Annotated in this window: 25 protein-coding genes and 2 pseudogenes; 8 read left to right on the top strand and 19 right to left on the bottom strand. The window is 71.1% G+C overall.

Going from position 1 to position 26,879, the window contains the following annotated elements; translation table 11 throughout:
• Positions 1-87: 87 nt before the first annotated feature.
• The 8 genes from ACLIN4_RS20170 to ACLIN4_RS20135 form a co-directional block, all read right to left on the bottom strand.
• On the bottom strand, positions 88-387 hold the full coding sequence (locus tag ACLIN4_RS20170; protein ID WP_100049070.1) for a DUF4229 domain-containing protein: 300 nt from the start codon (positions 385-387) through the stop codon (positions 88-90).
• Positions 388-469: 82 nt separating this feature from the next.
• A complete protein-coding gene (locus ACLIN4_RS20165; RefSeq protein ID WP_100049069.1) occupies positions 470-994 on the bottom strand; it encodes a GNAT family N-acetyltransferase in 525 nt (174 codons plus the stop codon).
• Positions 995-1,010: 16 nt separating this feature from the next.
• Positions 1,011-1,652 carry a UdgX family uracil-DNA binding protein gene (locus ACLIN4_RS20160; RefSeq protein WP_411576077.1) on the bottom strand — a complete coding sequence of 214 codons (642 nt, stop codon included), beginning with the start codon at positions 1,650-1,652 and terminating at the stop codon, positions 1,011-1,013.
• A gap of 113 nt (positions 1,653-1,765) precedes the next feature.
• On the bottom strand, positions 1,766-2,929 hold the full coding sequence (gene mqnE / locus ACLIN4_RS20155) for an aminofutalosine synthase MqnE (RefSeq protein WP_107479039.1): 1,164 nt from the start codon (positions 2,927-2,929) through the stop codon (positions 1,766-1,768).
• Positions 2,930-2,987: 58 nt separating this feature from the next.
• The gene (locus ACLIN4_RS20150; protein WP_100049066.1) at positions 2,988-3,443 is read right to left on the bottom strand and encodes an Lrp/AsnC family transcriptional regulator; all 456 of its coding nucleotides are present in this window, start codon (positions 3,441-3,443) and stop codon (positions 2,988-2,990) included.
• Between the two features lie 89 nt (positions 3,444-3,532).
• Positions 3,533-4,213: a UbiX family flavin prenyltransferase gene (locus tag ACLIN4_RS20145; protein WP_289907080.1), complete on the bottom strand. Its 681-nt coding sequence runs from the start codon at positions 4,211-4,213 to the stop codon at positions 3,533-3,535.
• A 31-nt stretch (positions 4,214-4,244) separates the two neighbouring features.
• On the bottom strand, positions 4,245-5,150 hold the full coding sequence (gene mqnP, locus ACLIN4_RS20140; RefSeq protein WP_381914609.1) for a menaquinone biosynthesis prenyltransferase MqnP: 906 nt from the start codon (positions 5,148-5,150) through the stop codon (positions 4,245-4,247).
• Positions 5,147-6,604 (bottom strand): menaquinone biosynthesis decarboxylase, encoded by a 1,458-nt coding sequence (locus tag ACLIN4_RS20135; protein ID WP_100049061.1) that lies wholly within the window; start codon positions 6,602-6,604, stop codon positions 5,147-5,149. Before ACLIN4_RS20135 ends, mqnP begins: the two co-directional genes overlap by 4 nt.
• 76 nt (positions 6,605-6,680) lie before the next feature.
• Between ACLIN4_RS20135 and ACLIN4_RS20130 the strand changes: the two genes are divergently transcribed.
• Positions 6,681-7,064: a PLDc N-terminal domain-containing protein gene (locus tag ACLIN4_RS20130; RefSeq protein WP_382023433.1), complete on the top strand. Its 384-nt coding sequence runs from the start codon at positions 6,681-6,683 to the stop codon at positions 7,062-7,064.
• Positions 7,065-7,152: 88 nt separating this feature from the next.
• Here the strand turns inward: ACLIN4_RS20130 and ACLIN4_RS20125 are convergent, their stop codons facing one another.
• The 3 genes from ACLIN4_RS20125 to ACLIN4_RS20115 form a co-directional block, all read right to left on the bottom strand.
• Positions 7,153-9,051, bottom strand: a complete 1,899-nt coding sequence (locus tag ACLIN4_RS20125) for a protein kinase domain-containing protein (protein WP_411576076.1) — start codon at positions 9,049-9,051, stop codon at positions 7,153-7,155.
• A 122-nt stretch (positions 9,052-9,173) separates the two neighbouring features.
• Positions 9,174-11,012, bottom strand: coding sequence for a protein kinase domain-containing protein (locus tag ACLIN4_RS20120; RefSeq protein WP_411576075.1), 1,839 nt, complete (start codon positions 11,010-11,012; stop codon positions 9,174-9,176).
• Positions 11,013-11,085: 73 nt separating this feature from the next.
• Positions 11,086-11,493 (bottom strand): VOC family protein, encoded by a 408-nt coding sequence (locus tag ACLIN4_RS20115; RefSeq protein WP_107478840.1) that lies wholly within the window; start codon positions 11,491-11,493, stop codon positions 11,086-11,088.
• A 206-nt stretch (positions 11,494-11,699) separates the two neighbouring features.
• On the opposite strand from ACLIN4_RS20115, the gene ACLIN4_RS20110 reads away from it, so the two are divergent.
• The 4 genes from ACLIN4_RS20110 to ACLIN4_RS20095 all read left to right on the top strand — a co-directional run bounded on the left by ACLIN4_RS20110 (position 11,700) and on the right by ACLIN4_RS20095 (position 14,999).
• Positions 11,700-12,431, top strand: coding sequence for a MerR family transcriptional regulator (locus tag ACLIN4_RS20110; protein ID WP_107478841.1), 732 nt, complete (start codon positions 11,700-11,702; stop codon positions 12,429-12,431).
• Between the two features lie 47 nt (positions 12,432-12,478).
• Positions 12,479-13,120 carry a DUF6232 family protein gene (locus tag ACLIN4_RS20105; RefSeq protein ID WP_107478842.1) on the top strand — a complete coding sequence of 214 codons (642 nt, stop codon included), beginning with the start codon at positions 12,479-12,481 and terminating at the stop codon, positions 13,118-13,120.
• A complete protein-coding gene (locus tag ACLIN4_RS20100; protein WP_100048940.1) occupies positions 13,117-13,470 on the top strand; it encodes a hypothetical protein in 354 nt (117 codons plus the stop codon). The genes ACLIN4_RS20105 and ACLIN4_RS20100 overlap by 4 nt, the downstream gene beginning before the upstream one ends.
• 128 nt (positions 13,471-13,598) lie before the next feature.
• Positions 13,599-14,999, top strand: a complete 1,401-nt coding sequence (locus ACLIN4_RS20095) for a condensation domain-containing protein (RefSeq protein WP_290012853.1) — start codon at positions 13,599-13,601, stop codon at positions 14,997-14,999.
• Between the two features lie 296 nt (positions 15,000-15,295).
• Here ACLIN4_RS20095 and ccsB read toward each other — a convergent pair whose 3' ends face one another.
• From ccsB to hemL, 7 genes are all read right to left on the bottom strand, one after another.
• Entirely contained in the window at positions 15,296-16,435 is a 1,140-nt protein-coding gene (ccsB, locus tag ACLIN4_RS20090) for a c-type cytochrome biogenesis protein CcsB (protein ID WP_289907093.1), read from the bottom strand.
• Positions 16,432-18,207, bottom strand: coding sequence for a cytochrome c biogenesis protein ResB (locus ACLIN4_RS20085; RefSeq protein ID WP_411576074.1), 1,776 nt, complete (start codon positions 18,205-18,207; stop codon positions 16,432-16,434). The genes ccsB and ACLIN4_RS20085 overlap by 4 nt, the downstream gene beginning before the upstream one ends.
• A gap of 4 nt (positions 18,208-18,211) precedes the next feature.
• Positions 18,212-18,982 (bottom strand): cytochrome c biogenesis CcdA family protein, encoded by a 771-nt coding sequence (locus ACLIN4_RS20080; protein WP_179342580.1) that lies wholly within the window; start codon positions 18,980-18,982, stop codon positions 18,212-18,214.
• A gap of 1 nt (position 18,983) precedes the next feature.
• Positions 18,984-19,634, bottom strand: a complete 651-nt coding sequence (locus ACLIN4_RS20075; protein WP_411576073.1) for a TlpA family protein disulfide reductase — start codon at positions 19,632-19,634, stop codon at positions 18,984-18,986.
• Between the two features lie 66 nt (positions 19,635-19,700).
• A complete protein-coding gene (locus ACLIN4_RS20070; RefSeq protein WP_411576072.1) occupies positions 19,701-21,002 on the bottom strand; it encodes a hypothetical protein in 1,302 nt (433 codons plus the stop codon).
• Positions 21,003-21,144: 142 nt separating this feature from the next.
• Positions 21,145-21,792: a histidine phosphatase family protein gene (locus tag ACLIN4_RS20065; protein ID WP_100048944.1), complete on the bottom strand. Its 648-nt coding sequence runs from the start codon at positions 21,790-21,792 to the stop codon at positions 21,145-21,147.
• Between the two features lie 35 nt (positions 21,793-21,827).
• Positions 21,828-23,144, bottom strand: coding sequence for a glutamate-1-semialdehyde 2,1-aminomutase (gene hemL / locus ACLIN4_RS20060; RefSeq protein ID WP_107478848.1), 1,317 nt, complete (start codon positions 23,142-23,144; stop codon positions 21,828-21,830).
• Between the two features lie 352 nt (positions 23,145-23,496).
• On the opposite strand from hemL, the gene ACLIN4_RS20055 reads away from it, so the two are divergent.
• A complete protein-coding gene (locus tag ACLIN4_RS20055; RefSeq protein ID WP_179342581.1) occupies positions 23,497-24,123 on the top strand; it encodes a hypothetical protein in 627 nt (208 codons plus the stop codon).
• A gap of 318 nt (positions 24,124-24,441) precedes the next feature.
• On the opposite strand, the gene ACLIN4_RS20050 is transcribed toward ACLIN4_RS20055, so the two are convergent.
• On the bottom strand, positions 24,442-26,016 hold the full coding sequence (locus ACLIN4_RS20050) for an NAD(P)-dependent oxidoreductase (RefSeq protein WP_411576766.1): 1,575 nt from the start codon (positions 26,014-26,016) through the stop codon (positions 24,442-24,444).
• 209 nt (positions 26,017-26,225) lie between these two features.
• On the opposite strand from ACLIN4_RS20050, the pseudogene ACLIN4_RS20045 reads away from it, so the two are divergent.
• Positions 26,226-26,348, top strand: a pseudogene (locus tag ACLIN4_RS20045) (transposase); the annotation flags it as partial.
• Positions 26,345-26,447, top strand: a pseudogene (locus ACLIN4_RS20040) (transposase); the annotation flags it as partial. The pseudogenes ACLIN4_RS20045 and ACLIN4_RS20040, both read left to right, overlap by 4 nt.
• Positions 26,448-26,879 lie beyond the last annotated feature (432 nt).

Genomic DNA, 26,879 nt, shown 5'->3' with positions numbered 1-26,879 from the left:
AGCGCCCGTAAAACGCAGATCGCCCCGGTTTCCTGTGAAACGAGGAAACCGGGGCGTACGAGTGTGACGGACTGTCTGTGACGGACGTTACGAGGTCTGCCCCTGCGCCCGCGCCGTGTCGTCGGCGATGTCCTCCTGGCCGCGATTGGCGTCCAGGTTGGCCTTCATGCGGTCGACTCGGTTCACGACCTGCACCGAGGCCCGGTCCCGCTCCTTGCGCAGCGCCACGTAGCTGATGGGGGCGGAGATCAGCAGGGCGAGCAGGATGATCCACATGCCGTTGGAGTCGCCGAGACCGCGCGGGAACACGCCGACGTAGACGAGCCCCCAGACGGCCACGAGGCAGCCGACGAAGATCCCGAGGCGCATCAGCGTGTAGCGGAGCATCTCAATCCACTCTTCCGTTTCTGGCACAAAGAGGCACTGTCCAGTGAAACATGCCGGGCTTCGGCCCTTGCACGGGGGTCGGTCAGGTCAGCGGCAGCAGCATGAAGACGTCGTCCCGGTCGTCGCCGGGCGCGACCCGGATCGCGCCGGGCACCCGGCCGACCTCCTTGTAGCCGCAGGACTCGTAGAACCGCTCCAGGCCGAGGCCGCCCCGGCAGGTGAGCCGGATCGCCTCGATGCCGTCGAGGGTGCGGGCCGCGTCCGCGGCGGCGGCCATCAGGTCCCGGCCGTACCCCCGGCCCTGGTGGCGCGGGTGGACCATCACCGTGTAGAGCCACAGCCAGTGGGTCATCAGCCGGTGGGTGTTCAGCGTGAGGAACGCGGTGGCGGCCACCCGGCCGGTCTCGTCGTGTCCGACGAGGAGACGGGTACGGCCCTCGGCCATGGCGACCATGTGCTTGACCAGCTCGGCGCGGATGTCCTCGCGTACGGCGGGCGGGACGAAGCCCACGGAGCCGCCCGCGTCGGTGACGTCGGTCCACAGGTCGAGTACGCCGTCGCGCAGGTCCGGGGTGAGGGCGGGATCGAACGTGAAGGTAAGGGACACACGGCAATAGTAACCATTACCCCAGGGCGCGGGCAGCTACTTTCAGGTCCGAGAGCAGCCCCCGATACGCCCCGTCCCGGTCCTCGGCGCGCAGCACGGCCGAAGGGTGCACCGTCGGCACGAGCCGCTCGGGGCGCCCGTGGATCTCCTCCTCCAGCACGGTGCCGCGCACCCGCGTGACCCGGAACGAGGAGCCGAGCAGCGCCTTGCCTGCCGTGGCGCCGAGCACCACGATCAGTTCGGGTTCGACCCGGGCCAGCTCGGCGGCCAGCCAGGGGCCGCAGGCGGTCATCTCGCGCAGGGTGGGCGCCTTGTGGATGCGGCGCTTGCGGGGCTCGGACCGTGTGAACTTGAAGTGCTTGACGGCGTTGGTCACGTACGCGTCCGCCGGGTCGATGCCGGCGTCCGCCAGCGCCCGGTCGAGGAGCCTCCCGGTGGGACCGACGAAGGGTTCGCCCTGCCGGTCCTCCTGGTCGCCGGGCTGCTCGCCGATCAGCATCACGCGGGCGGTCGCCTTGCCGGCACCGAAGACCGTCTGCGTGGCGTCCCGGTGCAGGGGGCAGCCGCGGCATTCGGCTGCCGCCCGGCGCAGGGCGGGGAGGCCGCCGCGCTCGGGAACGAAGGGTTCGGCGGTGTAAGCGTCCTCGGTACCGGCCATGCGGCAGCGGGTACCCACCGCCGTCCTGCGGACCCGTGCCGGGTGCGCTGGGCGGGTGGTCGCTCGCGCGGTTCCCACCGGCCCGCACCCGGCGGACGACCGGACGCCCCGTGTCACACCCGCATCGGCTGCGGCGACTCCCGGCGCGCCGGGTCGGGACCGTCGTACTCCCGGATGATCTCGTACCGCGTGTTCCGCTCCACCGGCCGGAACCCGGCGTCGCGGATCAGGTCGAGCAGGTCGTCCCGCGTCAGCTTGTTCGGCGTGCCGAAGTCGTCCGCGTCGTGCGTGATCTTGTACTCGACGACCGAGCCGTCCATGTCGTCGGCGCCGTGCTGGAGGGCGAGCTGCGCGGTCTGGACGCCGTGCATGACCCAGAAGACCTTGACGTGCGGGACGTTGTCGAAGAGGAGCCGCGAGACCGCGAAGGTCTTCAGCGCCTCCGCGCCGGTCGCCATCTGCGTCCGGGCCTGGAGCCGGTTCCTGACCTTGCCGTCCTTCATGTCCACGAAGTCGTGCTGGTAGCGCAGCGGGATGAAGACCTGGAAGCCGCCCGTCTCGTCCTGGAGCTCACGCAGCCGCAGCACGTGGTCCACGCGGTGGCGGGGCTCCTCGATGTGGCCGTAGAGCATGGTGCACGGGGTCTTCAGGCCCTTCTCGTGCGCCAGGCGGTGGATGCGCGACCAGTCCTCCCAGTGGGTGCGGTGGTCGACGATGTGCTGCCGCACCTCCCAGTCGAAGATCTCGGCGCCGCCGCCGGTCAGGGACTCCAGACCGGCGTCGATCAGCTCGTCGAGGATGTCGGAGGCGGACATCCCGGAGATGGTCTCGAAGTGGTGGATCTCGGTGGCGGTGAACGCCTTGAGCGACACGTCCGGCAGCGCGGCCTTCAGCTCCCGCAGCGAGCGCGGGTAGTAGCGCCAGGGCAGGTTCGGGTGCAGGCCGTTGACGATGTGCAGCTCGGTGAGATTCTCGCCCTCCATCTCCTTGGCGAGTCTGACCGCCTCCTCGATGCGCATCGTGTACGCGTCCTTCTCCCCCGGCTTGCGCTGGAAGGAGCAGTACGCGCAGGACGCGGTGCACACGTTGGTCATGTTGAGGTGGCGGTTGACGTTGAAGTGGACGACGTCGCCGTTCTTCCGCGTCCGCACCTCGTGCGCGAGGCCGCCGAGCCAGGCCAGGTCGTCCGACTCGTACAGCGCGATGCCGTCCTCGCGGGTCAGCCGCTCACCGGAGCGGACCTTCTGCTCCAGCTCCCGCTTGAGCCCGGCGTCCATGCGATACCTCTTTCTCCGACAGGGTCCGTCAGACCCCGTAAACCGTACGCCCCGCGCCCTACACCTCTTCGGGCAGCTCGCCCACCCTGTTCTCCCACTTGGTGGACAGGACGATGGTGGTACGGGTCCGGGAGACGCCCTTCGTCCCCGACAGCCGCCGGATGATGCTCTCCAGGCCGTCCACGTCGGTGGCCCGCACCTTGAGCATGTAGGAGTCGTCGCCGGCGATGAACCAGCAGTCCTCGATCTCCCGCAGGTCCTTGAGCCGCTGCGCCACGTCCTCGTGGTCGGCGGCGTCGGAGAGCGAGATGCCGATCAGGGCGGTGACGCCGAGGCCGAGCGAGGCGGCGTCCACGGTGGCGCGGTAGCCGGTGATGACCCCGGCCGCCTCCAGCCGGTTGATGCGGTCGGTGACGCTGGGCCCCGACAGTCCGACGAGGCGCCCCAGCTCCGCGTAGGAGGCCCGGCCGTTCTCCCTCAGGGCCTGGATGAGCTGCCTGTCCACCGCGTCCATGCGATCGAAGCCTTCCACTGAAGAGGTCTGACGATGTGGGTAACAAACGTGTGGGGGGAGGTGGTACTCGCGTGATGCTCGGTCGGTGCTCAGTCGGCGGGGCGCGCCCCGCCGAGGTCGCCGCTCCAGCGGCGGTAGAGGCCGTGTCCGACGCCCGCCGCGTCGAGTACGCGTCCGGCGACGAAGTCGACCAGGTCCTGGATGTGCGTCGCCCCCGCGTAGAAGGCCGGTGAGGCGGGCACCACGGCCGCGCCCGCGTCGTCCAGTGTCACCAGGTGCCTGAGGGTCCGGCCGTCCAGCGGGGTCTCCCGTACGGCCACGACCAGCTTGCGGCGTTCCTTCAGGGTCACGCTCGCCGCCCGTTGCAGCAGGTCCTTCGACAGCCCGAGGGCGACGCCCGCCACGCAGGCCGTCGACGCGGGCACGATCAGCATGCCCTTGACGGGGTACGAGCCCGAGGACGGCCCGGCCGCGAGGTCGCCGGCGCTCCAGTGCCGTACCCGGTCGCCGGAGACGTCCACGTCGAACGTGTCGGGCTTCCCGTCGGCCCCGCGCGCGAGCCAGGCGCGCAGGTCGTCGCGCCAGTGGGCGTCCCGGAAGGAGATGCCGGTCTCGTCGAGCAGGGTGAGCCGCGAGGCCCGGCTGACCACCAGGTCGACACTCTCACCGGCGGCGAGCAGCGCACGCAGCACCGCTGCCGCGTAGGGCGTACCGGATGCCCCCGACACCCCCACGATCCAAGGCGTGCGCTGGGTCTGTCCTGGCTTCATGATGCCGAGCCTAGTCGCAGGCCCAGGGTTTTCAGACCGTGAGCCCCCGCACCAGCAGATCCAGCAGCGCGCACACGAACAGCGCGATGCCGATGAAGCCGTTGACGCTGAAGAACGCCCTGTTCAAGCGGGTCAGGTCATGGGGGCGCACGATGGTGTGCTCGTAGACGAAGGCGCCGGCGACGATCAGCAGGCCGAGCCAGAGGAAGACTCCCGCGCCGGTGGCGACGGCGTACCAGACGAACAGGGCCGTGGTGACGGTGTGGCAGGCGCGGGCGCCCCAGATGGCGGCGGGGATGCCGAAGCGGGCCGGGACCGACTTCACGCCGACCTGCCGGTCGGTCTCGACGTCCTGGCAGGCGTAGATCAGGTCGAAGCCGCCGATCCAGATGCCGACCGCGAGGCCGAGGATCACGGCGTCCCAGGACCAGCTGCCGGTGATCGCCAGCCAGCCGCCGATCGGGCCCATCGCCTGGGCGAGACCGAGGATGGCCTGCGGGAAGTTCGTGAACCGCTTGCCGTAGGGGTAGACGACCATCGGGACGACGGCGACGGGGGCGAGGGCGAGGCAGAGCGGGTTGAGCAGGGCCGCCGCGCCCAGGAAGACGACCAGGGCGACCAGCGCGCCGGTCCAGGCGTGCTTGACCGACATGGCGCCGGTGACCAGTTCGCGGTGGGCGGTGCGGGGATTGCGGGCGTCGATCTCGCGGTCGATGATCCGGTTGACCGCCATCGCGAAGGTGCGCAGGCCCACCATCGCGACGGTGACCAGGAGCAGCCGGCCCCAGTGGATGTTCTCGTCCCACTCGTACATCGCGGTCAGCGCGGCGATGTACGCGAAGGGCAGGGCGAAGACCGAGTGCTCGATCATCACCAGGCGCAGGAACGCCTTGGTGCGCCCCGGCTGCTGCGGCAGCGCGGCGGAAGCCGACGTCACAGTCCGTACTCCTTCCAGCGGCGGTCGACCTTCGCCGCCGTCTCCGGGTCGGACAGCACCATGTCCGGCCAGCCCCCGTCTCGTGTGTACCCCTCCTCGGGCAGCTTCTTCGTGGCGTCGATGCCGGCCTTGCCACCCCAGAACTGCTGGTAGGAGGCGTGGTCGAGGTGGTCGACCGGGCCTTCGACGACGGTGAGGTCGCGGGCGTAGTCGGTGTTGCCGAGGGCCCGCCAGGCGACCTCGTGCAGGTCGTGGACGTCGCAGTCGGAGTCGACGACCACGATCAGCTTGGTCAGGGACATCATGTGGGCGCCCCAGATGGCGTGCATGACCTTCTGGGCGTGCTTGGGGTACTTCTTGTCGATCGAGACGATCGCGCAGTTGTGGAAGCCGCCGGCCTCGGGGAGGTGGTAGTCCACGATGTCCGGGACGATGATCTTGAGGAGCGGGAGGAAGAAGCGCTCCGTGGCCCTCCCCAGCGGGCCGTCCTCCGTCGGGGGCCGCCCGACCACGATCGACTGGAGCAGCGGACGCTTCCGCATCGTCACGCAGTCGATCTTCAGGGCGGGGAAGGGCTCCTGCGGGGTGTAGAAGCCGGTGTGGTCGCCGAAGGGGCCCTCGGGGAGCATCTCGCCGGGCTCCAGCCAGCCCTCGATGACGACCTCCGCCTGCGCCGGGACCTGGAGCGGGACCGTCTTGCAGTCGACCATCTCGATCCGCTTGCCCTGGAGGAACCCGGCGAACAGGTACTCGTCGATGTCGCCGGGGAGCGGGGCGGTGGAGGCGTACGTCACGGCGGGCGGGCAGCCGAAGGCGATGGCGACCGGCAGGCGCTCACCGCGCCGGGCGGCGACCTGGTAGTGGTTCCGGCTGTCCTTGTGGATCTGCCAGTGCATGCCGATGGTGCGCTTGTCGTGGCGCTGGAGGCGGTACAGGCCCAGATTGCGGATGCCCGTCTCCGGGTCCTTGGTGTGGGTGAGCCCGAGGTTGAAGAAGGAGCCGCCGTCGTCCGGCCAGGTGAAGAGGGCGGGGAGCCGTTCGAGGTCCACGTCGTCGCCGGTGAGGACGACCTCCTGCACGGGGGCGCTGTCGCCCTTCACCTTCTTCGGCGGTACGTGCGTCATCGCGCCGAGCTTGCCGAAGGCCTCGCGGATGCCGACGAAGCCCTGGGGCAGCTCGGGCTTCAGCAACCCGCCGATCTTGTCCGAGATGTCGGAGTACGACTTCAGGCCGAGGGCCTTGAGCAGGCGCCGGTCGGTGCCGAAGACGTTCATCGCAAGGGGCATGTCGGAGCCCTTCACGTTCTCGAAGAGGAGAGCGGGGCCGCCGGCCTTGTTCACCCGGTCGACGATCTCCCCGACCTCCAGGTACGGGTCCACCTCGGCCTTGACGCGCTTGAGGTCACCGTCGCGCTCCAGGGCCCTGAGCAGGGAGCGAAGATCGTCGTAAGCCATGCGGTCCAGTATCCCCGAGCGGCTACGCTGGGCCTGTACCGACCCTGTACCCCACCGCTTTCGCTGGAGAGGCTCCATGCTTCGGGTGCTGATGTTCCTGATCCCACTGGCATTGAGCGTCTACGCGTTCATCGACTGCATCAGCACGAAGAACGACGACATCCGTCACATGCCCAAGCCGCTGTGGGCGATCCTCGTGCTGCTGTTCCCGCTGGTCGGGTCGATCTCCTGGATCATCGCCGGCAAGAAGCGGCAGCCGGCCGGCTCGTCGCCCTGGCAGGGCGGCGGCGGGCGGCGGCAGTGGGTGGCGCCGGACGACAACCCGGACTTCCTGAAGTCCCTGGGCGACCAGCCCGGCGACACGGGCAAGGACCGGGGCGAGGGAGGCTCGCAGGACACCGGCCGGAGCGGCCCCGAGGACGACGAGGACCGCAAGGGCGGCAAGCGGGACGAGGCCTGACCTCTCCCTCCGCCGGATCCCCGTGCCGGCGTCAGATCCCCGTGCCGGCGTCAGATCCCGGTCCCGGCGTCAGATCCCGGTCCCGGCGTCAGATCCTGGTCCAGCGCTGGGAGGCGGAGCCGGTGCACGTCGTGGTCGTCAGGCCGATCCTGGACGCCCGGCGGTTGAGATCGAGGCAACCACCCGTGTTGAGGTTCCTGAGCGAGCCGTTCGCCCCCTCTTTCCACTCTCCCCCCACCTGACCGCAGGCGGCCCTGACGAGCCAGGCGTTCGCGCTCCTGGAGTGGATGCACTCGGCCGTCCCCATGTTGAGGATCCTGAACGCCCCGTCCGAGGTGCTCTGGAAGCGGAAGAGGGCCATGTCGCCCGAGCAGTTGCCGTCGTCGATCGGGGTGCCGACGTACATGCACTTCCCGCTCGATCCGTTCTTCAGCATGAAGGCGTCCGACGCCGACCCGCCGTCTCCCGAGCCGCCACTGGCGGACCCACTCGTCCCGGACCCGCCTCCGGAGCCCGAGGACCCTCCCGAGCCGGACGATCCCCCCGCACCGGACGAGCCCCCGTCGCCGGACGCCCCTCCCGTGCCGGTGGACCCTCCCGAGTCCGCAGAGCCGCCGGGCGCTCCTCCCGTGGCAGCAGCGTCACCGCCCCCGCCGGGCGCGGTGCCGTCGCCGTCCCGCCCACCGTCTTCTTCCTCCCCGTCCTTGCCCTTGCCCTGGTCCTTGTCCTCGCCGTCCTTCTTCCCCTCGTCAGGGCTGCCGGAGGCGGAGGCGCTCGGGCCGGTCGAGCCGGTGGCGGAGTCGGCGGGGCCCGGAGCGGCGGTTCCGGTGGCCGCGGGCCGCGCGCCGGCGTCCCGGCCGCCGTCCGATTCGTTCATCGCGTACGGCAGCAGCGTGAGACCGAGCGTCGCCCCCGTCACGACGACGGGAACCACGATCGCCAGCACCTTCGTACGGCCGCGCCGCTCACGCTTCTGCGGACTCCCGCCCGGAACGACCACGGGAGCGGACGGCTGGTCAGGCACCGCCTCGTCCGGCTCGGGCAGTTGCGCGGCGTCCGGAACCGTCGAGGCGAACGCCGCCCGCTCGGCCAGCGGGCCGTTCACCGCGTCGGGCCACAGGGGCGCGGTGAACGGCCCGTGCCGCTCCGCGGTCTCCACCAGTTCGGCCGCCGTCGGCCGGCCCTCGTGGTCCTTGTCCAGGCAGGCCGCGACGACCTCGGCGAGCTCGGCGTCCAGCTCGCGCAGCGGCTGGAGGTCGGGCTCCTCGTGCACGATGCGGTACAGCACCGCGTGCCCGGACTCGTCACCGAAGGGCGGCCGGCCGGAGGCGGCGTAAGCGATCACCGAGCCCAGCGCGAAGACGTCGACGACGCCGCTGGACTCCCGTTTCCCGGAGGCCTGTTCGGGCGACATGTAGGCGGGCGTGCCCACCACCATGCCGGTCCGGGTCAGCTGGCTCTGCTCGGCGGCCCGGGCGACGCCGAAGTCGATGAGGGTGAGGCCGTCCTGGGTCAGCATGACGTTGGACGGTTTGAGGTCGCGGTGGACCATGTCCAGGGCGTGCACCGCCGCCAGCCCGGCGGCTGCCTCCCTGAGGACGAGCCACAGTGCCTCGGCGGGCAGCGGACCGTGCAGGTCGACGGCCTCGCGCAGGGTGATGCCGGGCACGTACGCGGTGGCGAACCACGGCGGCTTGGCGTCCCGGTCCCCCGCGAGCAGCGGCGCGGTGGCCTCGTCGGGCAGCCGGGAGAGGTTGTCCAGCTCGTGTCCGAAGCGGCGCAGGAAGTCCTTGTCCTCCCCGGCGACCGAGGGCAGCACCTGCTTGACGGCCGCGTACCGGCCCTCGTGGACACCGAGGTAGACCCGGCCCATGCCGCCGGCCCCGAGCCGTCCCAGCAGCGGGATCGGCCCGATCCGGCGCGGGTCGTCGTCCTCCAACGGCTCGGCACCACTGCACGTGAGGCCGGATCCGGCTTCCCCGCTCAACTCTGTCCCCGTTCACCTGCTGCCGCGAGCTCCCGTACGGGCCGCCAAGGCCACTCACGGGAAGCTACATCTTTAGCACGGGAGGCCCAAGTACGGTGCTGTACACGTCTGGTGAAACAGGGTCAGGCGCGTCCCGTCAGCGTCTTGATCCCGGCCGGGGACAGGGCCCGGTCGAAGGCCCGTACGTCGCGCACGGCGCCGGGGAAGAAGTCGCGGGGCTCTCCGTCGAAGGACGCGCGGCCGATCATGAAGGCGCCGGTGGCGGGCATCGGGTCGGGGTCCTCGACGACGGCCTCCTGCACGCCGTCGACGTACAGCAGCAGCTTGCGGGCCTCGCCGTCGCAGACGCCGGCCAGGTGGGTCCAGACGTGCGCCGCGGGGGCGGTGCGGCCGACGGCGCGCCGGCCGGGGCGGGCGAAGGCCCAGCCCTTGTCCTCGCTGGAGTACTGGAGGTAGAAGCCGCTGGCGCCGCCGCTCTCCTGGCTGACAGCGGTGGCGAAGATGCCCGGTACGGCGGCCAGGCGGACCCAGGCCGCGACGGTGAAGCTCCGGCCCGCTCCCGTCTTCAGCACCGGGCCGTCGGTCACGATCTGGCTGCCGGCCCCGTCGAAGGCGGCGCCCGCCCCGCCGGGCTGCCAGGCGACGGCGGTCGCGGTGCCGTCGTGCCCGCCGGCGGTGTCCCGCGCGATCGCGCCGGAGGTCTCGTCGAGGGGCCAGCGACCGACGGGGCTGGGCAGGCGCGGGCCGGTGGTGGTGGGCGAGGGTGACGGCGCGGGCGCGGCGCCGGTCTCCTGCGAGGTGGACGAGCGGTTGAGCCAGAAACCCGTTCCGACGCCGAGCGCGGCGATCGCGCCCGCGCCGGAGAGCAGGAAGGCCCGTCGGCCGCGGGCGCCTCCGCGCGGGTCCGGCGGGGCGGGGCGCACGTCCTGTGCACCGGGCGCCGACGGCCGCACGGCCTCCACCCGGGTCGCCGGGTGCGCGGCGGTGGGCGGGGGGACCTCGGTGGGGCGGGCGGGAGCCGGGACGCCGGCGGGCGGGGCGGCCCCGACGGGACGGACGGGAGCCGGTGCGTCCCCGCTGGGTGTCGTGTCCGTGCCGGTCGGGCTAAGGCCCGGGGTCCAGTGACCGGCGAACGGGAGAGCCACCGTGGTCTCGCCGACGGACGGGCCGATCCGGGCGAGGATCTCGCGCGGGGTCGGCCGGCGGGCCGGGTCCTTGACGAGGCAGTCGTCGACGAGGGCGCGCAGGACCGGGTCGGTGACGGCGTCCACGTCGGGGGCGTTGTGCACGACCCGGTAGAGAAGCGCGGGGGTCGGTCCGTCGCCGAACGGGTTGGCGCCGGTCGCCGCGTAGGCCAGGACCGCGCCCAGGCAGAAGACGTCGCTGGCCCAGGTCACCTCGCCCCCGTTGACCTGCTCGGGGGACATGAATCCCGGCGAGCCCGCCATGTGCCCGGTGCCGGTGATCGAGTCGGCGTCGACGCTGCGCGCGATGCCGAAGTCGATGACGCGCGGCCCGTCCTCGGCGAGCAGGACGTTGGACGGCTTGAGGTCGCGGTGGACGAGGTGCGCGGCGTGGATGGACACCAGCGCCTCGGCCAGCCCGGCCGCCAGCGCGAGCACCGCCGCCGGCTCGAACGGCCCCCGCTCGGCGACCGCCCGCTCCAGCGACGGCCCGGCGATGTAGCTGGTGACCAGCCAGGGCCGGGGCGCGTCCGGGTCGGCGTCGACGACGGGAGCGGTGAAGGCGCCGCTGACCGTCCGGGCCGCCTGCACCTCGCGGCGGAAGCGCTGCCGGAACTCCGGCCTGCGCAGCAGCTCGGCGTGGACCACCTTGACCGCGACGAGCCGGCCGCCCGGCGAACGGCCGAGGTAGACCCGGCCCATGCCGCCCACGCCCAGTCGGCTCAGCAACCGGTACTCCCCGACGGAGCGCGGATCGTCGGGTTCCAGCGCTGACACAGATGCCTCCCGGCGTGCGGTCCCTCCCCGTATCCGTCTCTCCGTACGGGCAGTGCCAGCATAGGGGCGGCTCTCAGCCGGTGGCCGCGGCGGACCTCTCGACGGCTTCCGGGGTCACGGGGGTGAAGAAGTTGACCAGGTTGCCGTCGGGGTCGCGGAACAGGAAGGCACGGTTGCCCCAGGGCATCGTCGTGGGCTCCTTGACGATGTCGTCGACGAAGCCGGCCAGGTCGCGGTGCACGGCGTCCACGTCGTCGACGCGGAACTCGATGACGGCGCTGCGGTTGGCGGCCGGACGGGCGGAGCCGGGGGCGAAGAGCGGCACGGTCCGCGTGCTGCCGATCGCGAGGGTGCCGGAGCCGGTGCGGAGTTCGGCGAAGTCCTCGGTGTACCGGTTCGCCTTCACTCCGGTGACGCGTTCGTAGAAGTCGACGAGGCGGTCGACGTCGCTCGTGATGACGCGGATCGAGACGAGGTTCATGGGTTCGCTCCTGGTCGGTCGGGGCTGTCTCGATCGCACGCTAGGAGCGATGTAGGACAACTGCCGACCGCTGTCCCGGCGGCGGGGCCCCGGTCGCCGCGCTGGAGTCGTTCCCGTACGTGTCCGTCCTGGTGGTGCTCCTCCAACACGTCACTGGTCACAGCGGCGGGTGCCTGCTCCGGGGGCCGCGCATAGGCTGCGGACCGATGACCACCGACGACCGCCGCCGTCTCCGCACCGTCGACCTGGCCCGCACGGCCGGTCTCTCGACACAGCAGATCCGCAACTACGAGGACGCCGGCGTCCTCCCCGCGGCCGAGCGGACGGAGTCCGGGTACCGGGTCTTCGGCGAGCGGCACCGCCAGGCGCTGCTGACCTACCGGACGATCCGGAAGGGCTACGGGCCGGTGACGGCGACGCGGATCATGCGGACCGTGCACGAGGGGGACGTCCCCGGCGCGCTCGCCCTCGTGGACGCCGCGCACGCCGCCCTGCACGGGGAGCGGGGCTCGCTGCGGGCCGCGCGCGAGGCGCTGGACGCGTTGGCGGGGCGGGGGGAGGGACCGGTGACGGGCGACGGCGGCCTGCGCATCGGTGAGGTGGCCGCGCTGGTCGGCGTGAGGACGTCGGCGTTGCGGGTGTGGGAGGCGGCGGGGCTGCTCACGCCCGGGCGGGAACGCGGGACCGGGTACCGCGTGTACGCCCCGGCAGACGTGCGCGACGCACGGGTCGTGCACACGCTGCGCCGCAGCCACTACCTGTTCGACCAGATCCGGCCCGTCCTGGACGGCCTGCGGCGGGAGGGCGGCGGCGAGGCGCTGCGGACGGCGATCGCCGCCAGGGAACAGGCGGTCACCGCCCGCACACGGGCCGCCCTGGAGGGCGCCGGCCGACTGCACACGTATCTGACTTGCATCGACGACACCCTGCGTGGTTAATGGATCACTCACTGACGGCCCATCAGTCGACGGAGGGTCAGCAAGACATGGAGAGCGCCCCGCACCAGGAGTTCCAGCCACCCGGCCAGAGAACCCAGCCACCGGGCCAGTACGACATCCCGCCGCCGCCCGCCGTGCCACCGCGGACCGTACGGGCCGTCGACCTGCGGGTCGGCAAGCGGCTGCTGTGGGTCGGCGCGGCGGCGTACCCCTTGCAGAACATCACCCGGGTGTACACCTTCACCATGACGCCCCGGCGCAAGGAAGCCACGCTGCGGTTCCTGAAGCGCACGGCGCTGATCCTGTCGGTGGCCTTCGCGCTGACGATCGTCGCCGGGCTGACCGCGATCGCCGACAGCTCGATGGCCGGCGGCATCCTCACCTTCGTGTGGATAGGAGCCGTCGCGGCGCTGGTGTTCAGCATCGTGGACCTGTTCTCCGTGCTGTCGGCACCGGCCCAGTACGTCCTGGCGGTGGAGACGTCCGGGCCGTCCATCGCGATGGTGACCAGCGCCGACCCGCACCAGCTCGACCGACTCGTCGCGCCCATCGTGCAGGCCATCGAGAATCCCGAGGCGGAGTTCCACGTCAGGGTCGAGCAGCTCCTGGTCAACCCCAGGAACTACTACTTCGGCGACAACGTCAACATGTACGGCGGATCGGGAAACGTAGGGGTGGGGAACTCATGAGCGGCGACAACTACTACTTCGGCGACAGCGTCTCGATGCACGGCGGCCTCGGCAACACCGGCATCGTCAAGAACCAGGCGGCGCCCGCCGCGACCGAGGCGTCGCCCGCCCTGGAGGCGGCGATCCAGCAGCTGGTCGAGCTGGTCGACGAGCTGCGTGCACAGGTGCCGCCGGCCAGCGCCCGGTCCATCGACGACTGCCTGCCGGACATCACCACGGCTCCCGGCGTCCAGCCGCAGCAGCGGCACCGCGCCCTGATGGCGGTGGCGGGCATCGCCGCCACGGTGGGAGCGGTCGGCCAGCCCGTCGTCGAGGCGGTGAACAGCGTCCTCGCGCTGCTCGGCGGTTGACGCCCGGCCCCCGTACCGTCGTTCGAGGGGCCATCCGTTCCGTTGAACCGTGCCGACACAGCAGGTGCGCGGCCGCGGGCTCGTCATTCCCTTGGTCGGGTCTGTACATCTGCGAACGGAGACCCCTCGTGCGACTGACCGACATCCACCGCTGCGAGATCCGGCCCGGGCGCCTCGTCGAGTGGACGCTCAGTCCGGCGACCGTCCAGGTCGCGGCAGCGCTGCCCGAGGACGCGCGGCCGCCTGCGTACATCCAGGAGTCGCACATCCGGACGGCCCGGTCGGTCCGCGACGACGGTCTCTTCGTGCCGACCTGGCTCGGAGCGGCCTTCGACATCCCGGGCCCGGTCGACCTCGACGTGCTCCAGGAGGCGCTGCGCGCCTGGACGCTGCGGCACGAGACGCTGCGCAGCGGCTTCCGGTGGGGCGGCGGGAGCGGGGACCCGATGCGGCGCTTCACCCTCGACGCGGACGCCGTGTCCCTGCACCGCGAGGACGTCGGCGACTTCCCGGACGCGACGGAACTGGCCCGCCACCTCCAGGACCGCTTCGACGGCGTCGCCGACGCGCTGCGCTGGCCCAACCTCATCTACACGGCGGTCGTCCGCGACGACGGCGTCAGCGTCTACATGGCCTTCGACCACAGCAACGTCGACGCCTACTCCATCTACCGCATCCCCGCCGAGATCGACGAGTTGTACGCGGCCGGCGTCGAGGGCCGGTCCGTGCCGCGGCCCCGGGTCGGCAGCTACGTCGACTTCTGCGAGGCCGAGCGCGCGGACGCCGACCGGATCGACGGCGACCACGACATCGTGGGCCGCTGGCGGGAGTTCATCCGGCGGTGCGACGGGAGGCTGCCCTCCTTCCCCGTCGACCTCGGCCTGGAGCCGGGCGGCCCGCTGCCCGAGCAGAAGCTGCTGCGCGAGCCACTGGTGGACGCGGCCGACGCCGCCGCGTTCGAGGCGTACTGCCGCCCCTACGGCGGCAGCCTGGTCGGCGTCCTGGCCGCCACCGCGCAGGTCGTCCACGAGATCGGGGGCGAGCCCGTCTACCGCACCGTCGTGCCGTTCCACACCCGGTCGCGGTCCCAGTGGTCGGAGTCCGTGGGCTGGTACGTGGGCGGCGCGCCGATCGAGGTCCCCGTGGCGAAGGCCCACGGCTTCACGGACGCCCTGCGCACCGTCCGCGCCCAGCTCCAGGCCAACCGGCGGATGTCCCGCATGCCGATCGACCGGGTGCTGCGCCTGCTCGGCACGGACTTCCGGCCCACCTCGCCCGACCTGTACTCGATCGTCTCCTACGTCGACGCCCGCGACGTCCCCGGTTCCGGCGGCTGGCCGGACCGGACGGCGTACGCCCTGCTGCGGGTGTCGTACGGCGATCAGGTGTGCGCGTGGGTCACCCGGCTCCCGGAGGGCCTGTGGTTCGCCGCCCGCTACCCGGACACCGACGTGGCGCACAAGAACCTGCGCCTGTACGTGGAGCGGCTGCGGGACATCGTCACGGGCGTCGCCCGCGCCCGTGACTAGGGGCGCGCCGGCCCGCCCGGTCCAGGACGGCGAAGCGTCCGGTCACCTCGCCCTTCTCGAAGCCCCGGGGCAGGTCCTCGACGGCCACCTCTCGCGTTCACCCGGTCACCGGTGAGACGGAAGGCGTGGTTGTGGACGGAGCGTGCGTGCGCGTCGAAGAGATCACCGAAGGCGTCCTGGGCCGCCGCGCGGACGCGTTTGCGCGGATTCGTATCCACGCCTTCTTGTCTGTCCGCACGCGGAAGGCCGGTTCCCGTGACGTGGGTCACGGGAACCGGCCTCGCTCGGCGTCTTGTTCAGAAGCCGACGGACTGGAGGGCGCCCAGGCCCACGTCCGCGTAGGAGTGCTTGCCGGAGACGAAGATGTTCACGCCGTAGTAGTTGAACAGCCAGCAGGCGAAGGCGGCCAGGGCCAGGTAGGCGGCCTTGCGGCCCTTCCAGCCGGCGGTGGCGCGGGCGTGCAGGTAACCGGCGTAGGCGACCCAGGTGATGAACGACCAGGTCTCCTTGGGGTCCCAGCCCCAGTAGCGGCCCCAGGCGTCGCCCGCCCAGATCGCGCCCGCGATGATCGTGAACGTCCACAGCGGGAAGACGGCGGCGTTGACGCGGTAGGCGAACTTGTCGAGGGAGGCGGCGGCCGGCAGGCGGTCCAGGACCGAGTTGGCGAAGCGGCCGGGGGTGCCGCCGGAGGCGAGCTTGTTCTCGAACGAGTCCTTGAACAGGTAGAGGATCGTGGAGACCGCGCCGACGTAGAACACCGCGCCGCAGAAGATCGCCGTCGAGACGTGGATGTACAGCCAGTACGAGTGCAGCGCCGGGACGAGCTGGTCGCTGGCGGTGTACAGGACCGTGACGGCGAGGCCGAGGTCGAGCAGGACCGTGGTGGTCAGCGGGAGGCCGAGCCAGCGGACGTTCTTCTTCAGGGCGAGCAGCACCAGGTACACGCCGACGGCGGTCGTCGTGAAGGTGATGTTGAACTCGTACATGTTGCCCCACGGCGCCCGCTTCACGGACAGCGCGCGGGCGATCACACCGGCGGCCTCCAGGGCGAAGGCGAGCACGGTGAGCGAGATGGCGATCCGGCCGTAGAGGTCGCCCTTCTCGGTGCCGCCGTGCGCGCCCGGCCCGTCCGGTACGTCGCGGGAGCCGGTGGCGGCGCGGACGACGACCTTGGGCCGCTCCAGTACGGCGGTGGAGCCGGCCTTGTTCACGGTGACGTCCGGCCCGGTCTTCGCCGTCGCCTTGGCCTCACCGGTCGCGGTGAGCGCGGCGGCGGTGCGGCCGACCTTGCTGCGGCTGCCGAAGAGCCACTCGGCGATGTACGCGAAGAAGGCCAGCGTGTAGACGGCCATCGCGGAGTAGATCAGCGTGTTGCTGGCGTTCGCGAGGTTCTCGTTGGTCGCGGCGGCCAGATCGATTGCGGCGGCGAGAGTCACTTCTCAGCCCCTTCGGCAGGTACGACGTGGGTGTCGGGGGAATCGGGGGTGTCGTCGTCGTTCTTCGGCGCGTCGGGTGCGTCGGGTGCCTGCTCGTACAGGATCCCAGCCAGGTCGCCGAGCTCTTCGGGGACCTTCGCGGACTCGCTGCGCCCGAGACCGGCCATCTCCACGACCGTGACGCCGTCGGCGCCCTTGACGGCCCGCACCCAGACGCGGCGGCGCTGGATGAACAGGGAGCCGGCGAGGCCGAGGATCGCGGCGACGGCGCCGGCGAGCGCCCAGCCGCTGGCGGGCTGCCGGGTGACCTGGAAACCGGCCCATTCCTGGACGCCGTCGAAGGTGACCGTGCCGGCGCCGTTCGGCAGCGTCATGGTCTCCCCGACCTTGAGCTGCTTCTTGAACAGCTCCCCGTCGGAGTCCTTGAACTCCTCCAGGTTGGTCTTGTCGAGCTGGTAGATGCTCTTCGCGAAGCCCGCGTCCACGCCGAGGTCGCCGTGGTAGGCGGAGAGCGCCAGCATCGGGTTGATCAGGGCGGGGAAGGTCGACAGCATCGTGCTGCCCTCGCCGCCGTAGGTCGGCAGGAAGAAGGCGTTGAAGCCGAGCTGTTCCCTCTCGCCCTCGGCGTTGCGGTAGCCGTCGCGGACCATGACGGCGCCGGAGGAGGTGACGTTGGAGTCCAGCGGCAGCAGCGCGGTCGCCTCCTTGTCCATGACGACCTTGCCCTTGGCGTCCCTGACGGTGAGGACGGGCGCGTAGCCGTGGCTGACGAGGTAGACCTTCGAGCCGTCGATCTCCAGCGGCTCGTTGACCTTGATGGTGGTCGACTTCTCCTCGCCGTAGGCGCCCTCGCTGTAGGCGACCTCGGCCTCGTAGATGCGGGGGGTGCCGCGGTTGGGGCCGGACGGCTCGTAGGTCCCGTGGAAGTCCTTCAGGGTGAAGCTGAAGGGGGCCAGGTCGTGGTCCGGGTCGAAGAGGTTGCCGGACTTGAAGTCGTCGTACTGCGTGAGGGTGTTGGAGAAGCCGTCGCCCTCCAGGATCAGCTTGTTGCCCTCGTACTTGAAGAGCTGGCCCCAGGCGAAGGCGATCAGCATCACGATCAGCGCGACGTGGAAGGCCAGGTTGCCGGCCTCGCGCACGTAGCCCTTCTCGGCGGCGACGGCGTCACCGACGGCGTGGGCGCGGAAGCGGCGCTTCTTCAGCAGCTTCAGCGCGGCCTCGCGGACCTCCTCGGGCTCGGCCCCGGTGCGCCAGGTGGTGTACGCGGGCAGCCGGGTCAGGCGCCGGGGGGCGCCGGGCGGACGGCCGCGCAGCTGGCCGACGAACTGCCAGGTGCGCGGCACGATGCAGCCGATGAGGGAGACGAACAGCAGGATGTAGATCGCGGAGAACCACACCGAGCTGTAGACGTGGAAGAGGCCGAGCTTGTCGTAGACCGGCGCGAGGACGTCGTGGTTCTCGCGGAACTCCTCGACCTTGAGGGCGTCGACGCCCTCCTGCGGGATCAGCGAGCCGGGGATGGCGCCCAGCGACAGCAGCAGGAGCAGCAGCAGCGCCACCCGCATCGAGGTGAGCTGCCGCCAGAACCAGCGGGCCCAGCCGATGACGCCGAGGGAGGGGAGGTTCGGTGTCTCCTCCCTGGGAGCGGTGGTCAGCTGGGAGCCGGCGGCGCCGAGGTCCTGGTCCTCGCCTGCCGCCGGGGTCCTGGCCGCCGGGGCCTGGTCCGCCGAGGTCTCGTCCGCCGGGGTCTTGCCGGTCGTGGTGTTGCTCATCGGGTCAGATCCCTACAGTGAAGCCGTTGGACCAGGTCTGCATGTCCTGCACGATGCTGTCCCAGGCACCGGTCAGCAGGAGCAGGCCGGTCGCGATCATCATGCCGCCGCCGATCCGCATGACCCACACATAGTGGCGCTTGATCCAGCCGAAGGCGCCGAGCGCCTTGCGGAAGGCGACCGCGGCGAGCACGAAGGGCAGGCCGAGGCCCAGGCAGTAGGCGACGGTCAGTATCGCGCCGCGGCCGGCGGTGCCCTGCTCGGCGGAGAGCACCAGTACGGACGAGAGCGTCGGGCCGATGCAGGGCGTCCAGCCGATGCCGAACAGGGCGCCGAGGACGGGGGCGCCGATCAGGCCGCTGACGGGCTTCTTGTGGAAGCGGAACTCGCGCTGGGTGAGCCAGGGCATCAGGCCCATGAAGAAGACGCCCATGAGGATCATGAAGACGCCCAGCACCTTGGTCAGCACGCCCCGGTTGGACTGCAGCGTTTCGCCGAAGTAGCCGAACAGCGCACCGCTGGAGACGAACACGGCGGTGAAACCGAGGACGAAGAGCGAGGCTCCGGCGACCATCCGCCCGCGCCGGGCCTCTTGGAGGTCGGTGCCGGTGACGCCGGTCACGTAGGAGAGGTAGCCGGGGACGAGCGGCAGGACGCAGGGCGAGAAGAAGGAGACGAGGCCGCCGAGCAGCGCGATGGGCAGGGCCACCAGCAGCGCGCCGTTGAGCACCGTGCCGTTGTATCCCTCCACGGCGAGCGTGGTCACTGCGGACACGTCACGTCTCCGACTTGCCGGAGGAGTCCTTGAGGTAGGGCTCGAGCATCTTGCGGAGCTTTTCCTCGCTGAGCGCCTGGAGGGTGCGCGCGGCGACCTTGCCCTCCCGGTCGATGATCAGCGTCGAGGGGATGGCCTGCGGGTTGAGGGTGCCCTTCTCGAAGCGGAGCATCAGCTTGCCGGTCGGGTCGTACAAGCTCGGGTAGCTGACCCCGAACTCCTCCTCGAATGCCTTCGCCGGGCCGGTGGAGGTGTCGCGGGTGTTGATGCCGACGAACTGGACGCCCTGGTCCTTGACGTCCTGGTAGACCTTCTCGAAGTTCTTGGCCTCGGCCCGGCAGGGCGGACACCAGGAGCCCCACACGTTGAGGACGACGACCTTGCCCTTGTAGTCGTCGACGTCGATGTGCCCGCCGTCGACCGTCTTGCCGGACAGGTCGGGGGCGTCGGCCCGCTCACCCTTCTTGGCGGTGGAGATGCCGTCGGCGCCCGTGACGAAGCCGGTCTGGCCACCGCCGCCCGAGGTGCCGCCGGAGCCGCACGCGGACACGAGCAGTGCCGAGACTGCCGCGCCGGCGGCAAGGGAGACGCGACGGCGGACGCGGACGGCGGTGCGGGTCGAGCGCAGGGGGGCGCAGCTGGCGGCACTCATGTGAAAAGTTTCGCATGTCCGTTCCGGGGATCTTGCGCACCCCCCTCACGGGCGGAAACCCGCATTTCAGGCGGCGTTTCCGGTGGGTGCCGAGGAGCCGGCGCCGGTCTCCTTGAGGAAGGCGTTCCAGCCGCCGGCCGGCCGCTGCCCCACCTCGACGCTCCGGAGCTTGGCCAGCACCTCCGGCTTCTGCACGTCCAGCCAGTCGGTGAACTGGCGGAAGGAGACGAGCCGGATGTCCTCGCCCTTCTCCTTCTCCCGGGCGATGTACTCGAGGGCGTTCTCGACGGCGTCCATGTAGATGCCGCCGTTCCACTCCTCGAAGTGGTTGCCGATGAAGAACGGCGCCCGGTTCGTCTCGTATGCCCGTTTGAAGCCGGATATGTAGGCGTTGGTGGCCTGTTCGCGCCAGCCCGGGTAGTTGTGGGCGGGCGCCTTGGTGGAGTTGACGGACTGGTTGGCGAGGATGTTGTAGTCCATCGAGAGCACCTCGAAGGAGTGCCCGGGGAAAGGTATCTGCTGGAGCGGCAGGTCCCAGATCCCGTCCTTCTTCGCCGGCCACACCTGACGGCCGCCGGGCGAGGAGGCGTCGTAGCGCCAGCCGAGCTCGCGGGCGGTGGGCAGCAGGTTGTCCTGGCCGAGGAGGCAGGGCGTGCGGCCGCCGACCAGTTCCTTGTCGTAGTCGAAGGGCAGGGAGGGCAGGTCGGTCCAGCCGGTGTTGGTCCGCCACTCCTTCACGAAGGACTTCGCCTGGTCGATCTCGCTGCGCCACTGCGCGGGCGTCCAGGTGCCGACGCTGCCGCTGCCGCCGCAGAAGTGCCCGTTGAAGTGGGTGCCGATCTCGTGGCCGTCCAGCCAGGCCCGGCGGACGCCCGCGAGGGTGTCCTTGATGTGGGCGTCGGTGAGGTATCCGATGTCCGAGGCGCCGCGCGGGTTGTTCGGCGGGTCGTAGAGGCGCTTCTTCGACTCGGGCAGCAGGTACAGCCCGGAGAGGAAGAAGGTCATGTGCGCGCCGTGCTCCTGGGCGAGGTCGAGGAAGCGCGGGAAGAGCCCGTTGCCGACCTCGCCCGCCCCGTCCCAGGAGAAGACGACGAACTGCGGCGGCGTCTGACCCGGCTCCAGCGGCACGGGCGCGTCCGGCTGGTGGGGCTGCTTGCCGGTGTACGACGTCGAGCCGTCGCCGATGGGCTTCGCGGGGGCCTTGTCACTGCCGGAGGGCGAGGGCTTCCCGGAACCCCCGGCCGGGTGCGAGCCGTCCGACGCCGTGTGGGAGCCGGTACCGCAGCCCGCGAGCCCGACGGCGGCCGCGGCGCCCGCGCCGAGTTGGAGCATCCCCCTGCGGGTGAGAGTGCGGGTGGAAGTGCGCATCGCAACCTCGTTCGTCACGTCCTCTGGTGGTCACTCAGTCAGAGGACGTGACGAACGTGCGGGTTCCGGAAATCTGTGCGGATTCCGTAACGAGCGTCACATGCCGCCGGGTCTTACGGCGGACCGGTGGGGCAGGCCGCCCTCAGGCCCCGTACGCCTTGCCCTGCCCCTTGACCGGCTTGGCGCCGGCGAGGAGGTGGGGCGGGACGAGGTCGCGGGCGGGCTCGGTGTAGCCGACGGAGACGATGCGGTCGCCCCGGTACGTGAACGTCGTCAGGGACGCCAGCGTGCACTGCCGCTTGCGCGGGTCGTGCCACAGCCGCCGCCGCTCGACGTACGAGCGCAGGATCCAGATCGGCAGCTGATGGCTGACGACCACGGCCTCGTGCCCGCGCGCCCGCTCCTTGGCCGCGTCCAGCGCGCCCATCATCCGCACCACCTGGTCGACGTACGGCTCGCCCCAGGACGGCTTGAACGGGTTGACCACGTGCTTCCAGTTGCCGGGCCGGCGCAGCGCGCCGTCACCGATGCCGAAGGTCTTGCCCTGGAAGACGTTGTCGGCCTCGATGAGCCGCGCGTCGGTGGCGAGGTCCAGCCCGTGCGCCTTGGCGATCGGCGTCGCCGTCTCCTGCGCCCGCTCCAGCGGCGAGGCGACGACGTACGTCACGTCGCGCGGGGCGAGGTGCTCGGCGACCCGGTCGGCCATGCGCCGGCCCAGGTCGGAGAGGTGGTAGCCGGGCAGGCGGCCGTAGAGGACACCGGTGGGGTTGTCCACCTCGCCGTGCCGCATGACGTGGACGACGGTCAGCTCGTCGTTGTCGTGGCTCACGCGGACGCCTCCGCAGCCGCGCGGGCCGCCGCCGGGAGGGCGTCGGCGATGCGCTGGACGGCCCGCTCGTCGTGGGCGGTGGACACGAACCAGGACTCGAAGGAGGACGGCGGCAGGTAGACGCCGTTGGAGAGGAGCGAGTGGAAGAAGGCGGTGAAGCGGAAAGACTCCTGCGCCTTGGCGTCCTCGTAGTTGCGCACCGGGCCGTCGGTGAAGAACACGGAGAACATGTTGGAGGCCGTTTGCAGCGTGTGCGCGACGCCCTCCTTGCTCAGCGCCTCGGTGACCAGCCCCTGGATCTGCTCCGACACGGCGTTGACCTCGGCGTACGCGGCGTCGTCGAGGAGGCGCAGCTGGGCGAGCCCGGCGGCGGTGGCGACCGGGTTACCGGAGAGGGTGCCGGCCTGGTAGACGGGCCCGGCGGGGGCGAGGTGCGCCATGACGTCGGCGCGCCCGCCGAACGCCGCGGCCGGGAAGCCGCCGCCCATGACCTTGCCGAAGGTCATGAGGTCGGGAACGACCCCCTCCACCCCGTACCACCCGGCGCGGCTGGTCCGGAAGCCGGTCATCACCTCGTCGGAGACGAACAGCGCGCCGTTCGCGGCGCACGCGTCCTTCAGTCCCTGGTTGAACCCGGGCAGCGGCGGCACGACGCCCATGTTGCCGGGGGACGCCTCGGTGATCACGCAGGCGATCTCGCCGGGGTGGGCGGCGAAGGCCGCGTGCACGGCGTCCAGGTCGTTGTACGGCAGCACGATCGTGTCGCTCGCCTGGGCGCCGGTGACCCCGGGGGTGTCGGGCAGCGCGAAGGTGGCGACGCCGGAGCCGGCGGCGGCGAGGAGCGAGTCGACGTGACCGTGGTAGCAGCCGGCGAACTTGACGACCTTCGTGCGCCGCGTGAACCCGCGGGCGAGCCGGATGGCGGACATGGTCGCCTCGGTGCCGCTCGACACGAGCCGCACCTCCTCCAGCGGCGCGACCCGCTCCACCATCGCCTCGGCGAGGGCGACCTCGCCCTCGGCGGGCGTACCGAAGGACGTCCCGCGCGCGACCGCCTCCTGCACGGCGGCGACCACCTCGGGGTGGGCGTGCCCGAGGATCATCGGGCCCCAGGAGCAGACCAGGTCGACGTACTCGCGGCCGTCGGCGTCGGTCAGGTACGGCCCGGTGCCGGAGACCATGAACCGGGGCGTGCCGCCGACGGCGCCGAAGGCCCGCACCGGCGAGTTCACACCGCCGGGCGTGACGGCCGCCGCGCGGTCGAACAGAGCCTGCGAGGCCGGTGCTTCGTATGGATATGCCAGTTCGCTCATGACCTGCGACTTCTCCGACCTTCTCGACCTTCTCCGACTTCCCGGGCCCGGCCCGGACCTTCCTCGGCCCCTGCCCGGCTCCCGCGCGGCCCCTGGTTGCCCAGGGTGACCTCATTCAGGGTAGACAACCCGCCCGACCGCCGTGCCGTCTGCCAGACTGGAGACCATCCACGCAGCTCACGCGGGCGGCGAGGAGAGGGGCTGCAGGCCGTCCCGCGGATGTACGACGGACCCACGACGGGCATATGTCCGACCGTACGTTTCGGCGAGCGGCCGTGGGGGAGGTCACTGACACGATGATCGGGTTGCGCGGCGGGGGCCACGCGTCCTAGAAAAGCAGTCGGGTGGAGATATGCATCGCGGTGGCGGACTGGGCGAGGGGACCGACGACCTGGGTCCTCGACGTGCCCGGCGGGGAAGGCACCGGCGCGAGGCGGCGGAATCGACCGAAGCACGTCAGGCACACGGCACCCCGGGCGAGCCCGACCGGCTCGACGGACAGGCCGGCCGGCTGGGGGCGGGGAGCAGGAATGGTGGTCGGGTGGGGGTGACCTACAAGTACTTCGGCGCGCCCGACGGCGCGACCGCGGCCCGCGTCCCGATCTCGATGCGCCCCGAGGAACTCGGTGGTGACGAGCTCGGGATGAACGGCATGTTCACCAAGATCAAGCCGGAGACCATGGCCGCCATGGTCCTCACCGGCATCGAGGGCGTCCCCCTCCACAAGGTGCCCCCGCTGGAACTGGTCGTCCTGCATCCCGACTACGCGGTGGTGAAGCTCCCGATGACCGTCGTCGACCCCCTGCGCGGCATCGGCGAGGAGGCGGTCGGCGCGGCGGCCTTCATCTGGTCGACGGTCCCGGACCGGGGTGGGCCGCGGGACGCGTTCAACGTGTACCAGTTGCTGCACGAGTGGCAGGACTTCTCGCACCGGCTGCATGAGGCGGGGCATCAGCCGTATTGCCTGGTGTGGCCCTGAGCTGGCCTGACCTGGGGTTTCGCGGGATTCGGGCGGGGCTTTCGGGCTCCGCCCTCATCGTGTGGCGGAGGGGCCTTCGGGGGGCCAGGGCACTTTGAGGGCACATTGGTTCGGCCGGGGGCTCAGGTGTGCCCTGCCGTGCGGGCGTGCCGCCGTACGCGCCACGCCGTAACGGTGAGCGGTCTGCCGGGGATGGACGGCACCCTCATCTGCCGTCCATCCCCGGTTCCCGCACTGCACGCGTCCCGCCAGGACCACTGTGCGGCGGGGTCCGGCCAGCGAGCGACGCGTGGTGCGGGGGTCTGGCTGAGGCCGCGGTCAGTGGGCGAGCTGGGCAGCCGCGTTGATGGCCTCACGCATCTTCTGCTCGGTCTGCTCCTGGGCCAGGGTCCGTTCGATGACGGCGGTGAGATCACGTCGAGGGATGACGACGATGCCGTCGCGGTCGCCGAGGATGGCGTCGCCGGCGTTGCAGACGACGTTGCCGCATGCGACGGGGAAGCCGATGCGGCCGGGTCCGTTCTTCCAGGGGCCGGCGGGGGAGATACCGCGGGCGTAGACGGCGAGTCCCTGGCCGGCGAGTTCTTCGACGTCGCGGACGGCTCCGTCGATGACGATGCCGGTGACGCCCTTGGCGAGACAGATCTCGCCGAGAAGGTCACCGAACACGGCGCGGTTGATCTCGGCGTTTGCGTTGACGACGAGGACGTCGCCCGGGCGGGCGTCGTCCAGGGCCCGGTGGATGGCGAGGTTGTCGCCCTCGCGGGCGAGGACGGGCAGGACGGTGCCGGCCAGTCGCGGTGCGGGGGTCACAGGGCGGATGGCCGCGGCCATGATGCCCATGCGGGCCTGCACGTCGCCGACGAGCGCCACCGGGTATGGGGCGAGCCTTTTCACCTCGTCCAGGTCGGCGCGTTCCCAGGCGGGGGCGATGTCGATGTTGTCGGTCGAGGCGTTGATGAACAAGGCGTTCTCGTCTCCGGGAAGGTGAGGGGCGGGGATCAGGCTGCGGCGCTGACGGTGTACGGCGTGCTCCGGGTCCTGGCCTGCGAGGGCCTGCTGGATGCAGGCGAGGGCCTGGGTGCCCGCGGCCAGCAGCGACTGGCTGGTCTGCCCGGCGATGTGCGGCGTGACGATCAGGTTGTCCAGGCTGCCGAGCCGGGCCGCGAGTTCCGGACTGTGCGGGAGGGGGTCCTGCATGTCGGTCGACTCGCCGTCGAGGACATCGAGGGCTGCTCCGCCCAGGTGGCCGGACTCGAGCCCCGCCAGAACGGCGGTCTCATCGACGAGTCCGCCGCGGGCGGTGTTGATCAGTACTGCTCCCGGGCGCATCCGGGCGATGGCCGCAGCGTCGATGATGTGTTTGGTCGCTGCGGTGAGCGGGGCGTGCAGGCTCAGTACGTCGCACTGGGCGATGAGGTCGTCGAGGAGGACGAGCCGGGCGCCGTACTGCTCCACGGTGTCCGGGGCGACGTAGGGGTCTGAGACGAGTACGGGCATGCCGAAACCGCGGGCGATGCCCGCGGTCAGTGAGGCGATGCGGCCGAAGCCGAGCAGGCCCAGTGTGCGGCCCTGCAGTTCGAACCCGGTGAGCGCGGGCTTGATGGCGGCCCACTGGCCGGCGGCGGTTCCCGCCGTGGCGGCCGGGATGCGACGGGCGAGGGCCAGGGTGAGCGCGAAGACATGCTCGGCGACGGACCGGGCGTTGCTGCCGGGCGTGACGGTGACCCACACGCCGGCGTCGGTGGCCGCCTGGATGTCGACGTTGTCGGTGCCCACCCCGTGCCGGGCGATGATCTTCAGGCGGCTGGACGCCTGGATCTTGTCGGCGGTGAACCGCTCGGCTCGCAGCATGACCGCTTCGACACTGTCCTGGAGGGCCTGTCCTGAGATCCGTGTACGCCCGGTATGACCGGATGGCGTTGGGGTGACCGGCGCCGGGAAGGATCATGATGGGCGACAGGGACGAGCCCGGCAAGCGTTCGAGCGTCGTACGTACGGAAGCCGAGTTGACGCAGCGACAGGTGGAGGACCAGGAGATCGCGCGGCAGTTGGTCGAGCGGGCTCGCAGCGAGGGCGTGAGTCTGGTCGGGCAGGACAGTCTGTTCAAGGGGCTGCTGAAGAGGGTGCTGGAGGGTGCTCTTGAGGCGGAGATGACGGAGCATCTCGGCTACGAGAAGGGCGATCCGGCCGGCCGTGGGGTGCCGAACGCGCGGAACGGGACGGGATCGAATCGCTGAACTCGCGGTTCCGGCAGGCCAGCCGTCGCCGTGGGCACTTCCCCAGCGAGGACGCGGCCCTGAAGGTCCTCTACCTCGCCATCCGGCACCGCGAACCCAACCGCCCGAACCCGACCGGCCGGACCCACAACTGGAAAGCCGCGATCAACGTCCTCGTCGGCTACTACGGCGACCGCATCGACCTCGACGGATTCCGCCTGAACACCACCGAGTGACCCACCGAAACTAAACCAGCAGAACGTCAAAGAAGGGGCATACACGGAAACCGAGACACGCCCCCCTCATGGGGATCGGCGGCCTCACGGGGTGGAGGCGCGCAGCAGTCGAGCCAGATATCAACCGGTATTCCGCAGAACCAGGCAGCCCGACACGCTATGGACCGGGCGCGGCGCATTCTGGTGACCCTTCTTTTGGAAGCAACGGCTATCGGTGGGCCGCGCCAAGAGTACGGACCGACGTACTCGGCCCCGGCGAGGCGCGGCATCCCAGCCACGGCACACCGGTCATCGGACGCCT

Source organism: Streptomyces mutabilis (assembly GCF_046628145.1).
Taxonomy (GTDB): Bacteria; Actinomycetota; Actinomycetes; order Streptomycetales; family Streptomycetaceae; genus Streptomyces; species Streptomyces mutabilis.
The sequence above is the reverse complement of the archived record's forward strand: the minus strand, read 5'-3'. Positions and strand labels throughout refer to the sequence as shown.

What these genes read in the sequence shown, in the direction of transcription:
- ACLIN4_RS20135 (WP_100049061.1), bottom strand. Translation starts at nt 6,604, where the DNA reads ATGGCTTACGACGATCTTCGCTCCCTGCTCAGGGCCCTGGAGCGCGAC.
- mqnE (WP_107479039.1), bottom strand. Translation starts at nt 2,929, where the DNA reads ATGGACGCCGGGCTCAAGCGGGAGCTGGAGCAGAAGGTCCGCTCCGGT.
- ACLIN4_RS20055 (WP_179342581.1), top strand. Translation starts at nt 23,497, where the DNA reads ATGCATCGCGGTGGCGGACTGGGCGAGGGGACCGACGACCTGGGTCCT.
- ACLIN4_RS20070 (WP_411576072.1), bottom strand. Translation starts at nt 21,002, where the DNA reads ATGCGCACTTCCACCCGCACTCTCACCCGCAGGGGGATGCTCCAACTC.
- ACLIN4_RS20130 (WP_382023433.1), top strand. Translation starts at nt 6,681, where the DNA reads ATGCTTCGGGTGCTGATGTTCCTGATCCCACTGGCATTGAGCGTCTAC.
- ACLIN4_RS20075 (WP_411576073.1), bottom strand. Translation starts at nt 19,634, where the DNA reads ATGAGTGCCGCCAGCTGCGCCCCCCTGCGCTCGACCCGCACCGCCGTC.
- ACLIN4_RS20145 (WP_289907080.1), bottom strand. Translation starts at nt 4,213, where the DNA reads ATGAAGCCAGGACAGACCCAGCGCACGCCTTGGATCGTGGGGGTGTCG.
- ACLIN4_RS20105 (WP_107478842.1), top strand. Translation starts at nt 12,479, where the DNA reads ATGGAGAGCGCCCCGCACCAGGAGTTCCAGCCACCCGGCCAGAGAACC.
- ACLIN4_RS20065 (WP_100048944.1), bottom strand. Translation starts at nt 21,792, where the DNA reads ATGCGGCACGGCGAGGTGGACAACCCCACCGGTGTCCTCTACGGCCGC.
- ACLIN4_RS20160 (WP_411576077.1), bottom strand. Translation starts at nt 1,652, where the DNA reads ATGGCCGGTACCGAGGACGCTTACACCGCCGAACCCTTCGTTCCCGAG.
- ACLIN4_RS20100 (WP_100048940.1), top strand. Translation starts at nt 13,117, where the DNA reads ATGAGCGGCGACAACTACTACTTCGGCGACAGCGTCTCGATGCACGGC.
- hemL (WP_107478848.1), bottom strand. Translation starts at nt 23,144, where the DNA reads ATGAGCGAACTGGCATATCCATACGAAGCACCGGCCTCGCAGGCTCTG.
- ACLIN4_RS20170 (WP_100049070.1), bottom strand. Translation starts at nt 387, where the DNA reads ATGCTCCGCTACACGCTGATGCGCCTCGGGATCTTCGTCGGCTGCCTC.
- ACLIN4_RS20110 (WP_107478841.1), top strand. Translation starts at nt 11,700, where the DNA reads ATGACCACCGACGACCGCCGCCGTCTCCGCACCGTCGACCTGGCCCGC.
- ACLIN4_RS20115 (WP_107478840.1), bottom strand. Translation starts at nt 11,493, where the DNA reads ATGAACCTCGTCTCGATCCGCGTCATCACGAGCGACGTCGACCGCCTC.
- ACLIN4_RS20150 (WP_100049066.1), bottom strand. Translation starts at nt 3,443, where the DNA reads ATGGACGCGGTGGACAGGCAGCTCATCCAGGCCCTGAGGGAGAACGGC.
- ACLIN4_RS20085 (WP_411576074.1), bottom strand. Translation starts at nt 18,207, where the DNA reads ATGAGCAACACCACGACCGGCAAGACCCCGGCGGACGAGACCTCGGCG.